The sequence below is a fragment of the Micromonospora sp. CNZ296 genome, from assembly GCF_007827635.1.
This window is the reverse complement of sequence record NZ_VISW01000030.1, coordinates 12,157-25,068: the sequence shown is the minus strand read 5'-3', so window position 1 is coordinate 25,068 and position 12,912 is coordinate 12,157. Positions and strand designations below refer to the sequence as shown.

General features: G+C 69.3%; 15 protein-coding genes. 9 read left to right on the top strand and 6 right to left on the bottom strand.

Features of this window, described 5'->3' with window-relative positions:
• Nucleotide 1: 1 nt before the first annotated feature.
• The gene (locus FB455_RS31415; protein WP_013285002.1) at nt 2–394 is read right to left on the bottom strand and encodes a pilin; all 393 of its coding nucleotides are present in this window, start codon (nt 392–394) and stop codon (nt 2–4) included.
• 633 nt (nt 395–1,027) lie between these two features.
• Nucleotides 1,028–1,912, bottom strand: coding sequence for a hypothetical protein (locus tag FB455_RS31405; protein WP_013285003.1), 885 nt, complete (start codon nt 1,910–1,912; stop codon nt 1,028–1,030).
• 836 nt (nt 1,913–2,748) lie between these two features.
• Here FB455_RS31405 and FB455_RS31400 point away from each other — a divergent pair.
• Both FB455_RS31400 and FB455_RS31395 read left to right on the top strand, forming a co-directional pair.
• Entirely contained in the window at nt 2,749–3,675 is a 927-nt protein-coding gene (locus FB455_RS31400) for a hypothetical protein (protein WP_013285004.1), read from the top strand.
• A 61-nt stretch (nt 3,676–3,736) separates the two neighbouring features.
• On the top strand, nt 3,737–4,660 hold the full coding sequence (locus FB455_RS31395; protein WP_244879772.1) for a TRM11 family SAM-dependent methyltransferase: 924 nt from the start codon (nt 3,737–3,739) through the stop codon (nt 4,658–4,660).
• Nucleotides 4,661–4,880: 220 nt separating this feature from the next.
• On the opposite strand, the gene FB455_RS31390 is transcribed toward FB455_RS31395, so the two are convergent.
• A complete protein-coding gene (locus tag FB455_RS31390; protein ID WP_013285006.1) occupies nt 4,881–5,423 on the bottom strand; it encodes an IS1096 element passenger TnpR family protein in 543 nt (180 codons plus the stop codon).
• A gap of 933 nt (nt 5,424–6,356) precedes the next feature.
• Between FB455_RS31390 and FB455_RS31380 the strand changes: the two genes are divergently transcribed.
• The 5 genes from FB455_RS31380 to FB455_RS31360 all read left to right on the top strand — a co-directional run bounded on the left by FB455_RS31380 (nt 6,357) and on the right by FB455_RS31360 (nt 9,548).
• A complete protein-coding gene (locus tag FB455_RS31380; RefSeq protein ID WP_013285007.1) occupies nt 6,357–6,659 on the top strand; it encodes a helix-turn-helix domain-containing protein in 303 nt (100 codons plus the stop codon).
• 63 nt (nt 6,660–6,722) lie between these two features.
• Entirely contained in the window at nt 6,723–7,859 is a 1,137-nt protein-coding gene (locus FB455_RS31375; protein WP_013285008.1) for a tyrosine-type recombinase/integrase, read from the top strand.
• 455 nt (nt 7,860–8,314) lie between these two features.
• The gene (locus tag FB455_RS31370; protein WP_041798892.1) at nt 8,315–8,536 is read left to right on the top strand and encodes a hypothetical protein; all 222 of its coding nucleotides are present in this window, start codon (nt 8,315–8,317) and stop codon (nt 8,534–8,536) included.
• Nucleotides 8,520–8,771: a hypothetical protein gene (locus FB455_RS31365; RefSeq protein WP_013285009.1), complete on the top strand. Its 252-nt coding sequence runs from the start codon at nt 8,520–8,522 to the stop codon at nt 8,769–8,771. Before FB455_RS31370 ends, FB455_RS31365 begins: the two co-directional genes overlap by 17 nt.
• A gap of 168 nt (nt 8,772–8,939) precedes the next feature.
• The gene (locus FB455_RS31360; RefSeq protein ID WP_013285010.1) at nt 8,940–9,548 is read left to right on the top strand and encodes a hypothetical protein; all 609 of its coding nucleotides are present in this window, start codon (nt 8,940–8,942) and stop codon (nt 9,546–9,548) included.
• A gap of 293 nt (nt 9,549–9,841) precedes the next feature.
• Here FB455_RS31360 and FB455_RS31355 read toward each other — a convergent pair whose 3' ends face one another.
• Complete coding sequence (locus tag FB455_RS31355) at nt 9,842–10,222, bottom strand: hypothetical protein (RefSeq protein WP_013285011.1); 381 nt, start codon at nt 10,220–10,222, stop codon at nt 9,842–9,844.
• A 372-nt stretch (nt 10,223–10,594) separates the two neighbouring features.
• Between FB455_RS31355 and FB455_RS31350 the strand changes: the two genes are divergently transcribed.
• Nucleotides 10,595–11,047: a hypothetical protein gene (locus tag FB455_RS31350; protein WP_013285012.1), complete on the top strand. Its 453-nt coding sequence runs from the start codon at nt 10,595–10,597 to the stop codon at nt 11,045–11,047.
• Nucleotides 11,048–11,236: 189 nt separating this feature from the next.
• Here FB455_RS31350 and FB455_RS31345 read toward each other — a convergent pair whose 3' ends face one another.
• Nucleotides 11,237–11,818 carry a hypothetical protein gene (locus FB455_RS31345; RefSeq protein ID WP_013285013.1) on the bottom strand — a complete coding sequence of 194 codons (582 nt, stop codon included), beginning with the start codon at nt 11,816–11,818 and terminating at the stop codon, nt 11,237–11,239.
• A 135-nt stretch (nt 11,819–11,953) separates the two neighbouring features.
• Here FB455_RS31345 and FB455_RS31340 point away from each other — a divergent pair, with 135 nt between their 5' ends.
• The gene (locus FB455_RS31340) at nt 11,954–12,736 is read left to right on the top strand and encodes an IS5-like element ISMau1 family transposase (RefSeq protein WP_114919804.1); all 783 of its coding nucleotides are present in this window, start codon (nt 11,954–11,956) and stop codon (nt 12,734–12,736) included.
• A gap of 6 nt (nt 12,737–12,742) precedes the next feature.
• On the opposite strand, the gene FB455_RS34990 is transcribed toward FB455_RS31340, so the two are convergent.
• Nucleotides 12,743–12,877: a hypothetical protein gene (locus tag FB455_RS34990; RefSeq protein WP_275896027.1), complete on the bottom strand. Its 135-nt coding sequence runs from the start codon at nt 12,875–12,877 to the stop codon at nt 12,743–12,745.
• Between the last annotated feature and the right edge of the window lie 35 nt (nt 12,878–12,912).

The following is a 12,912-nucleotide window of genomic DNA, read 5'->3' as shown; positions in this document are numbered from 1 at the left end:
GTCAGCCTCCGACGATTCCCTGAACGACCCTCAGCAGGACGGGCGCGAGCACGGCCAGGCCGTAGCCGATCAGCGCGTTCTTCAACGCGCCCTTGGCCTTGTCGACCTGGACGGGGTCGCCGCCGGCGGTGGCCCAGTACACACCGGCCAGGACCAGGAACAGGGTGGCGACGGCGGCCAGGATGCCCATCACCCAGGCCTGCAGGTTGGCGATGACGGTGGGCAGGTCGTTGACGGCCAGGATGACCGGCTCACCGGCGTCGCCGTAGGCGACGGCGGGCACGGCCAGCATCCCGAGGGCAGCCGCGGCGGGCGCGGCGACCCGGGCGACGCGGCGAAGCGTGGACAGCGCGATGGTCAGAGCACGAGAACGTGCCCACAACGTGGGGAACATGGGTGGCTGCACCTCCCGCACCGGCTCATGGCCGGCGCGAATAGTCGAAGCGGCGGTCGGGGAGCCGCCGCCGGGCGCGGGAGACACATGCCGGACAGGGGAGCGCGGTGAACCTCGGGAGGAGCTCGTCCTCCCGTTCGGGTCAGCGGCGATCGATGAGGTGTCAGCGCATCAACGTGGCGCGGCACCCGAGGCACCCGGTCCCGTGTCAGCCCTATGTCCCGGCCCGACGGCGGGCGAAACCAACCTCCGCGTCACGTCGTGCTGGCGCCGGAGGAGTTCCGCACCCTCAAACCGGCGTTTGTGAGCCGTGGCGAACACCTGCCTGTCCCACAGCGCTCCGACACGACCTCACAAACCTCTAGCGGCCCTGGCCAGCACGCCTTTCCGACGCTGGTGACGGAGCCGCCCACAGCGTCGGCGCCGGAACCTCACAGCAGCCTCCTCGACATCCCCTGGACGCCGCTGTGGGAGTCCCGACAGCCCCCGCCCACGGGCACGGCGGTTCGCCGCCGTACCAGGGGATGGATGGGGAACCGGTCGCCGATGCGGCACGGCAGGCTCGCCGCACACGGTCGCGGGCCCGACCAGATGGTCGGGCCCGCGTGGGGGCGCTCTACGGGGGATGGCACCTCAGGCGGCTGCCAGCGTCACCCGCGCCGCGGCCGGTCGCGGACCAGCACCGCGGGCGGCCCGAATGTGTTGTCGTCGCTCGGCCGCCGCGGCGAGGTCCTCCTGCACCCGCGATGAGAGCACCTCGGTAAGGAACCCGGCGGCGAGCGCTTCGGCGATGCGCACGTCGATGCGTTCGACGCGCCGCCGCAGCGTGTCGACCTCCACGCCGAGCCGTGCGGCGATGGGTTCGATGGCCCGCCGGCCCAGCCGCAGGTCGATGTAGGGCTGCTCATCGCACTCATCGACGATGCCCACCTCGACGGCGCGGCGTACGAGGAGGTCCGGATGCCCGTAGGGCCGCTTCGGAGTACGCGGGCCGGTGACGTGCTCGAGGTCGTCCACCGGCACGGCCTCGGCGCCAGCACGCTGCCGCAGTTCATGGCCGGCCCGCCACGCGGCCATGCACAACGCCGCGTACGGCGCCGGGCGGGCCAGGTCAACCCGGTCGCGCAGCGCGGTCAGGAAACCGGTGAGGATCTCGGCGTCCAGGTCGTGGGCGTCGCCGGCCCAGCCGGTATGCAGCTGGCCGGCGTAGCGGCGCAGCGCTGGCATCGCCAGGGCGACCGCGGCGATGACCCAGGCCGGCCCGTCGAGGCGGGCGCGGCGGATCAGCTCCCGCCACACCACGTCCCGCACCGAGTAGGCGCGGGGATGCCTTAGCAGCCACTGCCGCAACGCCGGCAGCGCGATGACACCCCTGGGTAGACCGGTGTCATCACCGAGCTGCCCGACAAGCGAATCGAGGTCCAGGGACAACGGGTCGGGGTCGCAGGTCAGGTCGGCGAACGCGGTGTCCACGGCGTCCAGAGGCGAGTCGGGCCAGCCGGTGGCGGAGGAGGTCATGTCCGGAACTCCCATGTCAGAGACGAATGTCGATGACGGGCCGAAGCGGCAGCCGGCACGCCTGACCGCCATTGCGCCACCCCGGCCTCACGGACCTCTGACAACGCAGGCTGGCCGACATGGACACCGGGTCGACGCCATCAGTCGCCTCTCGCGACACCACCGCTCACTGACGATCGACGTCGACGTCCACCGTTCTGATACGCCACGCTGACCTGCGCGCTGACACGACCAGAGACGGACGGACATGCTCCGCAGCCGCGGCCGGATGAGAGGACGCGCCACCGCGGCGCTGGCCCGACGACGCCTCCCAGCCCGTCTCACAGTGCCTGACAGCGAACAGTGACAGACCGCGATCGGCTGGACGCCCCGCCGCCTGTCGGCGTCCACGGGGCGTGGGGTGCGCCGGCGTGCCGGCTGACAGCGTCCGTCCGCCGGGCCGTGACGGTCTGACGAGCCGCCGTCCGAATGACAGCTTCGGAGCCGGTGCCCTCGGTGGCGCCGCTGCTGTCCGGGGAAGTCGGACAGCGGTCTGACAATGCCGGCCAGCACTCCGTGTCATTGGCGTACGCCGCTGGTGTGGCCGAGGTGGCCGTGACACTGGGCGGCTGACAGAACTGGGTCGATCGTCGGCTCTGGCAGCCTCCCGATATTGATCCGACCCATGGAGTCGGCGCCCGCGTGAACATCCCGGAGCCCCAGGACAGCTAAGCGGACGGGAACCGGCTGTCAGAGATTCGTGAGATGACCGTGAGAGGGGCAGGTGTTCGCCACAGCTGACAAACACCGGTTTGAGGGTGTCAGCGCACCACGGCGCGGCGCGGAGCCGACACCACATGAGCGAGCACACGCCGCAGCACCACAATCCGCATCCCGATCCCACCGTCGACACCGGCCCGCTGGCCGAGGTCGACCCGACACCGACCGACCTGGTCGCCGGCGACCCGCCGGTACCGCTCACCGTCTGGCGCACCGCCCGCACCCCGGGCGACGCCAGCCGCAGCATCGGCACCCGACTGGCCGGCCGCCTCATCGCCGCCTACAGCCGCCCCGGCGAGGCGGTCGTCGACATCACCGGCGACCACGCCCTCACCCAGGCCTGCGCTGCCGGGGCACGCCGTCACCGCCCCGCGTGGTTCACCGACACGTCCAGCCTGATCATCGGCCCAGCCACCGTAGCCCCGTCCGCCGGCACCACCGGCGACGCGGAACCGGGGGAACAGGACGACCTGCCCGAGATGGGCGCCTGGTTCGGTGACGATCTCACCGACCCGCAACTGCACCCACCGACCGACACGGCGGCCGACCCGCCACCCGGCGGCTCCCTGCAGCAGGCGACCAGTCTCGTGGTCGCCTGCTGGCCCCTGCACGAGCACGCCGCCGCCAACCGGGTCCGGCTGGCGTGGCTGCTGACCGCCTGCGCCGCACTGCTGCAACCGGGCGGCTGCCTGATCCTCGTCGTCACCGTCCCGGCCGGCACCACCACCGGCCCGGAAGACTTCTCCGGCGTGGTCCAGGCCGCCGCCGGCGTTGGACTGGGCTACCTGCAGCACCTCGTCGCCGTCACCGCCGACACCGACGGCGACGCGTTCGTTTACCACGTCACCGACGAGGAACTGCTCACCCTCACCACCACCGACCAGCGGTGGCAGCTGGCGCACCTGCGAGTCCATGCGGACCTGATGGTCTTCAGCCAGGCCCAGAGCCAGCGCGACGCCCCGCGTCGACGGGGCGGGCGCGAGGGCGGTGGTGGCCGTGGCTAAGCACCGCGCAGACACCGTCGGCGACCCCGACGAGCAGAGCACACCGACTGCCCCCTTCACCATCGACTCGATCGGAGGTCATCGGGCTGCTGCCGGCCCGGAGGGCCTGTCGGTGTGGGCGACCGCGCAGGCCACCGGCCCGGTCCAGCGCCGCGGCCGGTACGTCCGTGAGTCGGTGCAGCACCCGGCGCGGATGCTTCCCGCGATCGCCGCGCACGCCGTCACCGCCTACACCCAGCCGGGGGACTTGGTGCTGGACCCGATGTGTGGGATCGGCACTACCCTGGTCGAGGCGATCCATTCCGGCCGCGACGCGATCGGCGTGGAGTACGAGTCCCGCTGGTCCGACATCGCCGACGCCAACATCAAGCACGCCCACACTCAGGGTGCGACCGGCCGGGCCGGCGTCATCCGTGGCGACGCCACCCGCATCCTGTCGCTCGTACCCGGGGCCCTGACCGGGCAGGTCGCCCTCGTGGTGACCTCTCCGCCGTATGGGCCGACCGTGCACGGCCTGGTGCGGCCCGGCGCCGACGGGGTGGCGAAGTTCGACAACGCCTACAACGACGGCACCGACAAGGGCAACCTCGCCTACCGCGACCTCACCGGGCTCGCCGACGGGTTCGCGCAGATCCTCGCCGGCTGCCACACTCTCCTACGCCCCGGTGGGGTCGTCGTGGTGACCGCTCGGCCGTGGCGCAAGCACGGCGAACTGGTCGACCTGCCGTCGGCCGTCATCGGCGCCGGCATCCGGGCCGGTCTCACCCCCGTCGACCGGTGCGTGGCGCTGCTCGCCGCCGTCCGCGACGGCGGTCTCGTGGCCCGGCCGTCGTTCTTCCAACTCCAGGCCGTCCGTAAGGCGCGGGCCGCCGGCACCCCCATGCACCTGATCGCGCACGAGGATGTCCTCGTGTTCATCAAGAGCCAGAGTTCCGGAAGTTCCCGCGAACCCAAGTGTTCTCACGGGGAACCCAAGGCGCGGTAGCGGGCTGCCTCATTCCTGTGCTGCCGCCCCGTGCGGCGCTGGGCGGGTCGGTCCGCCGCCCGTGGTCGAGACGTCACGGTGGGTGGGCTGACTCGTTTCCGTGCTGTCGCCCTGGGGGCTGACGAGGGTCTTGTCATGTCGTCCGCCGCCGTGTCGATCTGCCGGCGTGACGTAGTTGAAGCTTGGTCCCTATCTCCCGATTGAGGCACGTCCGCCGGGTTTAGCCGCGGCGCCGCGGTCCCCACCAGGGCAGGATCGGAGGAAGATCACGCAGCGGGTTCTTGGGAGGCTTGGGCATCGGCGATTCGTCATCGTCGCCGTCCCACCGTCGACCGTACTGATCGGGCAGGTTCCCCCAGCCCCAGTACGGCGTCGGCTCCGTCGGGACGAAGCCGAGCTGTTCCAGCGGATCGATCCGCTGTTCATCGACCGTGCACAGGTGCGCCCAGTCGTCACCCATGTCGAAGACGTAAGCGAGCTGTTCACCTGGGGTGAGCCGGCTCAGCTTGGTCTTGTCGCTGTCGACAGCACCGTCCGGGGCCTCTTCCCGGACCTGGAACGAGCAGACCGGTGTCTCGTCGGCAAGGGTGAACAGGCGCAGGTGTGCCAGGTCCCATCGGCCGAAAGCGTCATCGATCGCCGCGCCGAACTGCTCAAACGTATGCGTCCGCGCCGCCGCGAAGATCCGCCCTGGGCGAGGCCAGAAGTCCTCGCCACGGCCGGACACCAACTCAACCCGGATCGACAACCACGTCCGCGCCACCGCACCGCCTCCGTCACCAGCTGCGCAAAGAACGCTACCGGCGGCACCTCCCTCGGAGGCCGCCGGGGGCCAGAAGCCCAAGCTTGACATTGGAGCGACAAGACATCTCCAAGGCCGGCAGACGCGCCGCCATTAGCGGTGTCCATAGCAATCTGTCGACAAGCGCCACCCACGCTGTTCGCGATCTTCGACCGCCCCTCGTGTTCGTGGAAGACGTCGCCGCCTCCGCGCACGCGGACTCGACGTCGTTCACGCTGACCTGGCCACGCTCGGGTACGAAACGAGCCGGCTATGCCTGTGCATCCGACGCCCGCACCGACGGGACCAGCTGATCCTGCTCGCCACCGGCGGCGGGGGAGCAGGTACTCGCGCTGCCCACCCTCTGCGCCCGCGAGGGTAAAGGACCCGAGCACCCATCACGGCTGCTCGACATCACCGAACCCCCACGGCACCCGCCACCTCCCACCAACCCGATTTGCCAGCGACAGCAGAACCAGCGGCCACCGAGTCGGCCCCGACTTCCGCCCAACCCTGTCCGGGGTCCTGCTGCCTAGACCCCGCGCCTCCTGATGCCAGAGGCCCCGGCCACCACCGCACCGGCGGATCTGGCCTGCGCACCACCGTCGCTCACCCCACCACCACGCTCGGCGCACCCCGCATCCATCCAACCCGGACAAGGCGGCCAACCCGTCCTGGCCCCACCGTTCGTGGCATGGCTCATGGGCCTGCCCGACCCCTCGGTCACCCGGCGTTCGCCCTGCCTCGCACCGTCGCGCTACGGGTTCTCAGAAACGGTGTCGTCCCCGCCCAAGCAGCCGCCGCGTCCGCCCTCCTGCTGTGCCGTCACCACTGACCACCCGCGGGCTCTTCACGGGCCGACCAGACATCCGCCCGCGAAGAGCACGCCCCACCCGCGCCTGCGAGGAGCTCACCGTGCGCGACAACCCGCCCCGCCCCCGACGACGCCCACCGCCGCCACCCACACCCGTCCGCGCGACGGGGCACCACGACGAGCAGGAACCGCGCCTCTACACACCAGCCGAAGCCGCAGCGCTGCTGCGCATCCCGGAATCCTGGCTACGCCGCCGCGCCGGGCGCCGCCAGATCCCCTGCACCTTCCTCGGCAAGCACCTGCGCTTCTCCGCCGCCGACCTCGCCGCCCTCATCGCCGCCTCCGCAGAACCGGCCACCGGCCGCCGCACCCACCGACGCCGCCACCCGCCGACGCCGACTTGATCCGACCCGCGAAGTCACGCGTCCATCACCGACGCACCGCACCCGCACCGAATGGAGTAACCCATGGCTTGGGTGGAACAACGCGGCATGAAGTTCCGCGTCCGCCTCCGCATGACCGACGGCACCGTCACCACAGACTCCACCCATGACCGGCGCGCCGACGCCGTCATTCGCGCCAAAGAGATCGACGTCGAAGTCGCCCGCGACACCTTCATCGACCCTCGCGGCGGACGGATCCCCCTCGCCGAATGGGTGCCCATCTGGGAGTCCACCCACCAGGCGTCTCCCGCGACCTGGGCCGCCTACCGCAGCCACCTGCGGCTGCACATCCTGCCCACCCTCGGCCCGCTACCCCTGGTCGACATCCGCCGCCAACACATCAAGACCCTCGCCGTCGCCCTCGGCAAACGCCTCGCACCCCGATCCGTCGCCGACGTGATCATGGTCCTGTCGATGGTCCTACAAGAAGCCGTAGAAGACCGCCGGATCCCCTTCAACCCCTGCCGAGGAATCCGCATCCCCAAAGGCATCCGCGCCGAGCGGCCCCACGCCACCGCCGAACAAGTCGCCGCCATCGTCGCCCGCCAAGCCCGACCCTCCGACGGCCTGATGGTCCTCACCGCCGCCTACACCGGCATGCGCTGGGGCGAACTCGCCGGCCTGCACCGAGACAACCTCGACCTCACCCTCGGTAGCATCTACGTCCACCCCGACACCGGCGCCCTACACGAAGTCGAAGGCAAGCTGTACCTCGGCCCACCCAAGACAAACGACTCCGTCCGCCACATCCGCCTACCCCGCTTCCTCACCAATCTCCTTGCCACCCACCTCGCCGAACATCTCCACGACACCGTCTTCCCGGGCGCCCGCGGCTACCACCAACGTCGCTCCAACTTCAACCGCCGCGCGTGGACCCCCGCCCTCACCGGCGGCCCCCAGCGAGACATTCCGCCGATCCTTCCCGGGATGCACTTTCACGACCTGCGCCACACCCACAAGACCTGGCTGATCGAAGACGGCATCCCCGAGATCGCCCAGGCCCGACGGCTCGGCCACCGCCTCGCCGGCGTCAGAGGCATCTACAGCCACGTCACCGAACCCATGATCACCAACCTTGTTGATGCGCTGCAGCGACGCTGGGAGACAACCCATCCCGACCGCCCCAACAGCACGCTGCGGCATCTGCGACCCGTCGCTTGATCAGGCTGCTGAGGTGCGCATAGGTGTCCAGCCGTTAGGGGCCACATCATCTCGCCCAGGGCTGGACATGGGCGAGCACTGTTTGAGCGGGGGGTGTTGTGCCGAGCATTCGCGGGCACTTGCACCGCTGCGGAGAGCATCTGAGACTCCGCCGTCAAGCCTGGTTCGCGCAGCTCAGCGCCGACGGCTGGACCCTCCTTGAGCCGTACGTGTTCGACGAGCGGCGCCACATGCCCGGCGATGTGGCCGCCACCGTCGGCACGTTCCGACCGACCCGCACCAGCTGACCGGCCACACCCACGGTCACCTAGCTGACAACGGGCAGGTCAACACCCACTTTCGGACCATCATCGATACGACATGTCACGTGGGGAGACAGTCTTAACCAACCCGTAGCAAGCGCAGCAGCCGCACGACGTCTACGGCCAGCCGCCCGTCCAGCACCAGCTGGCCGAGTGGCCGCCGGCCGCCGCTGGGATGACGCCGTCGGCACCGCCGGCCGCGCCCAGCCGCAAGCCGCTGATCGCCGCCGCCGCAGCCTCGCTGTGCTCTTGCTCGCCGTCGGCGGCTACGGCCTGTACGACCGGTTCATCCGCGAGGACACCGGTGTCGTCGTCTGCAAGGCCATGCGCGCGAGGAAAGAAGGCCGACGGCAGCGCTATGGACAGCGGCGATGACAAGCTCATCGAAGCCGAGTACCGGCAGGCCCGCAGTGTGTTCGAGAACTCCCGCCACGACGACATCCGCGCGCACGGCATGGCGCTGATGGACCTCGCCTGGCAGATGTCGCAGATCCCGAATGGGCAGGAGATGGGCGCGCTGGCGTTCATTGGCCCGATGACGACGCACATCTCGGGCCTGCAGACAGCGTGCGCGAATCAGGGCGTCATCGTCACCCTGGACATCGAGTAACCGCACACCAGTGAAGCCCTCATCCAAGGCGGGTAAAGGCTCCGTCGTCCACCAGGATCCTTCGCTGACCATGTGGCGATAGCTTCTGGGATGACCGGAAGCCGGGACCCTTCATGGTGATCTTTCGGGATATCGTGCGCCCGTAGACGTGAGACGAGGGAGTGACGCATGCGTACACGGCAAACCGACGCCGCACCGCGCCGAGCGAGTGTCGCGCTAGCCCTCGCCGGCCTGCTCGTGGCGAGCGGCTGCTCACAACCCGCCTACGACGCCGAGCGGAAGACGGAAGCGCGGTCGGCGTCGCCCTCACCGACCGCGGCCATGCGTCTCGAAAAACCGGAGAGGTTGGTGAGCGGCTGGCCCGAATCGAAGAGCCAGACGTTGCGCGAACAAGCCCAGCAAAGCATGGGCGGGCTCAAAGAACTCCTCGACGGTGAGCCAACTAGCGCGGTCGCAGCGGCCTACACCAATGCAGATGAGCAGTACAGCGCCCTGGCCAGCGGAGTGTCCGGAAAGGTAACAGACCCGAAGGCAACCCTCGACAGACTCTTCGCGACCCTGCCGAGGCTGTCCGGTGTCAAGCCGACCCGGCCGGGGCCAATGGGCGGCGACGCCCGCTGCGGCAAGGGTGAAACCCAGGGCGTCAACGTCGAGGTCTGTGCGTGGGCTGACAACCACAGCGTCGGCATGGTGGCCTTCCTCGGTTTCCCATCTACCGGTAGCGCGGCCAGCATGTTCGTGCAGACGCGTTCCCAACTGGAGCGCCCGGCCACCTGAGGACCCGCCCCGTTGAACGCCGGGTTCTCATGGGAGCAGTCATGACGACACGAGAACGACCAGCTGCGATACTCGGTCGATGGCGGACCTGGGCCCGGCATGACCTGGGACCTCAGCGACGACGAAGTGGCCGCCGATGGTGGCGTCCTGGGTCATCCGGTGACGTAGGTCCACGCCCACCTATCAAGCCGACGTCGCTCCGTGGCGCAGGTTGCACGTTCGAGCCGAGTCCGCCAGCGATTAAGCCCAGGGCGTGAAGGTTCCGCGGTGCAGGACACGGCACGGCCGTGTGGTCAGGACCAGGGTTCTTCGCCTAGCAGGTCACGGCACGCTGTCTTCAGCTTCTGTTGAGCTTCGGTGACCCGGGCCTCGGCCTGTGTCATGTCTGCTTTGCCCTTGCTGCCTACGTCCAGGTCGCCGGCCTCCTGCACGGCCAGCACCAACTCCTTGCCGGCGGCGTTTATCGCGGGGTCTGTCGAGCGAGCAGCCCGGGTCGCGACACTGCCATTCAGGATCCAGCCATGGTCATTCTCCTTCAACCGTTGCGCCAGCAAGATGCAGCCGCTGCGGCTGTACTGGTCAGGGCTGGGACGGCTTGCCTCCGGCTTGTCGTCGCTGCAGGCGGAGAGAAAGAGGACGGCACCTAGCAGGCCCGCGGCGAGGAGTCGCTTCACCGGCGGAGCTTATCCCAGTGATCATGAGCCAGTGCTCCGCGATGGATGGGCAAGCCTCATGGCTGCTCGCCCAGCGCCGCGCCGGGGCAAACTTGCATCGACGTGCGGCTCTAGATCCGCCATGGTGGAGTTGGTAGGATTCGGGCAGTTGAGACCCGAGTCCCACCAGCAGCCATCTGACCAGGGTCTCCTGCGCGGTGTGACCACTTTGGAAATACCGAAGTATCAGCGCGCGCGGCTGGGGTCCGCGGCTGGCAGTTTGCGCTCACGCCGGGGCGGATGCCGACGGACTGGCCGTCTGGTATGACACCAGAGTTGGCCCTGCACGTGCTGGCCGTCAACGGTGCCGTCGGCTGGTCATATCCTCGCTAGATGAGGGACGAGGAGACCGCGGAGCTTGTCATCGATCGCCTGCTCCGAGCGTTGGCGGCGCAACTTCACACGTCGGGGAGTCCGTCCCTGGCGGCCGGTGCGGTCGAGGCGCTCGCCGACTTGAGCGGAGCCCAGGCCGATGTCGTCTTCGGCCAGGCGGGTCATCTGGTGCACTACGGCGCGGACACCGAACCGCTGAAGGCTCTGATCGGTGCGATCACGGCCGTCCAACGCGATGAGGCTCCGGCAGATGCCGTGGTCAAGCCGGGTGACGAGGTGCGACTCGTGGGCGAGGTGCCAGAGAGCCTTGCCGACTATGACGAGACGTGGCTCCGCGAGACTACGTTCGTCGTCCGCTACGTCGGTAGGGACGCGATGGTCGGCCTGCAGCCGGACCTGATCGAGGATTACGTGATCGCGACGGTGCCGGCCGCCGGCGTGCAGCCTTTGTGAAGGGAGAGCATTCCGTAGCATCGCCGTATCCTCACCGGGACGGCTGTCGTCCATGCGCCCGGTGATACTTCGGCGACAACCTTGATGCCGGACACGCCGACGACGGCGACGTATGCCGGCTCATGCCTCAGACGACGCGCTACGCAGTGCCGCCACAATCCGATCGAGCGTGCTCTCGGTCGCACCGAGTTAGCGCACATTCGACGTCTCGATGATGGTGGTTGTTCCTACGGTGGGCCGGCCCTCGTGCATGGTGATCGTCATGCCCGGCTGCAGGTGCCTCCAGAGGGCTGGGGACAGCGGGCCAAGGCGGACGGACCCGGTGGCGGCCGGCGGCATCGTCGGTGCTGACTCCACCCAGATGCGTGCCACGAGCATATCGGGGTCGCCCGCGGCCGTGCGCCTGCCGATATCCCACAGCGGTCGGAGGATGCCCTTGCCCGGGATCGGCGTTTGTCGGCCACCTTCGGCGGGCGACAGGAGCCGCAACTCGGCGCGGACGATCCCGTGGATGCTCTCCCACCGACCCCAGCGGCACCATGCCGCGGCATCAGAAAGCCCCATCAGTTCGGCGCTGTCGATCAGCAGATCCCACCAAGCGACCGGTGGTCGCCAACCCGAGCCGAGGTCCTCCGCAAGGAGGTCGAGCGCGACCTCCCACTCGTCGTGGTGGGGGTACTCGCGGACGTCCACCCTCGTCACGCCGGCCTCGTTGACGACATCAGCCGGGACCATGGCCGCAGCCCGGGCGAGTAGTTCGGCAACATCCACCTGCGGATTATTGAGCCATTTTCATCGTGATGGTGCAGGTCACGGGTGGCGGGTGAGGCCCGGTGTCTACAAAGGACGAGGCTCCTGGTAAGGCAGCAGTCGACCAAGATCCGATGCCGTAACGGGAGCCTCGCCATGCTGTCTTACCCTGCCGCGATTCCGCTGTCCACCCGGACCCTGAACCACCTCGCCGGCCTCATCCGCAGGCACCGTCACCAGCACCGATCCCGCTGGCGACGGCTCGGGCCCGGCCGTCAGGCGCTGCTCGCCCTGGCCCACCTGCGCAACGGTGACACCTACACCCGGCTGGCCGGCGGGTTCGAGATCGGCGTGGCGACCGCCTGGCGGTACGTCCGCGAGGCCGTCGACCTCCTCGCCGCAGCCGCCGACGACCTGTCCGCCGCCATGCGCAGGATCCGCCGCCTGGCCTATGTCGTCCTCGACGGCACCCTCATCCCGATGGACCGCGTCGCGGGCCAGAAGCCCTACTACTCCGGCAAACACCGCCGTCATGGCATGAACGTGCAGGTCATCGCCGACCCGGCCGGTCGGCTCGTCTGGGCCTCGCCCGCGCTCCCCGGCTCCGTCCACGACCTGACCGCTGCCCGCACGCGCGACCTGATCCAAGCGTTGAGTAGGGACAACGTGATGACCTTCGTCGACAAGGCGTACCAAGGCGCGGGCGGCAGCATCCGGACACCGTTCAAACGCCACCGATACCGGCAGCGGCTGTCACGAGGGCAGAAGGCCGTGAACCGTGCCCACGCCCGGATCCGCGCCATCGGCGAACGCGCCAACGCCACCCTCAAGGGCTGGAAGATCCTGACCAAACTGCACTGCTGCCCCCGCCGCGCCACCGCGATCGTGCGGGCCACCCTCGTCCTTCACCACGTCGAAGCCAAGCGTCACGCAGGATGAAACTGCTCACTGTCGCGACCGTGCGTCGCACCGTTCGGGCCAGCCGCCCGTGGAAGCGACGCCGACCGCATGAACGAGGGCGGCCAGGTTATAGGTCGTCAGGATCTGCGCCTGCTCGATCACCGTGCCGTTGGCCTCCACCGACCAGTGCCCGCAGGCCTCGTCGGCCTGGGTGG

Coding starts and splice junctions, on each gene's coding strand:
- FB455_RS31360 (WP_013285010.1), top strand. CDS start 8,940: ATGCGTACACGGCAAACCGACGCCGCACCGCGCCGAGCGAGTGTCGCG.
- FB455_RS31350 (WP_013285012.1), top strand. CDS start 10,595: ATGAGGGACGAGGAGACCGCGGAGCTTGTCATCGATCGCCTGCTCCGA.
- FB455_RS31365 (WP_013285009.1), top strand. CDS start 8,520: ATGGACAGCGGCGATGACAAGCTCATCGAAGCCGAGTACCGGCAGGCC.
- FB455_RS31400 (WP_013285004.1), top strand. CDS start 2,749: ATGAGCGAGCACACGCCGCAGCACCACAATCCGCATCCCGATCCCACC.
- FB455_RS31375 (WP_013285008.1), top strand. CDS start 6,723: ATGGCTTGGGTGGAACAACGCGGCATGAAGTTCCGCGTCCGCCTCCGC.
- FB455_RS31415 (WP_013285002.1), bottom strand. CDS start 394: ATGTTCCCCACGTTGTGGGCACGTTCTCGTGCTCTGACCATCGCGCTG.
- FB455_RS31340 (WP_114919804.1), top strand. CDS start 11,954: ATGCTGTCTTACCCTGCCGCGATTCCGCTGTCCACCCGGACCCTGAAC.
- FB455_RS31405 (WP_013285003.1), bottom strand. CDS start 1,912: ATGACCTCCTCCGCCACCGGCTGGCCCGACTCGCCTCTGGACGCCGTG.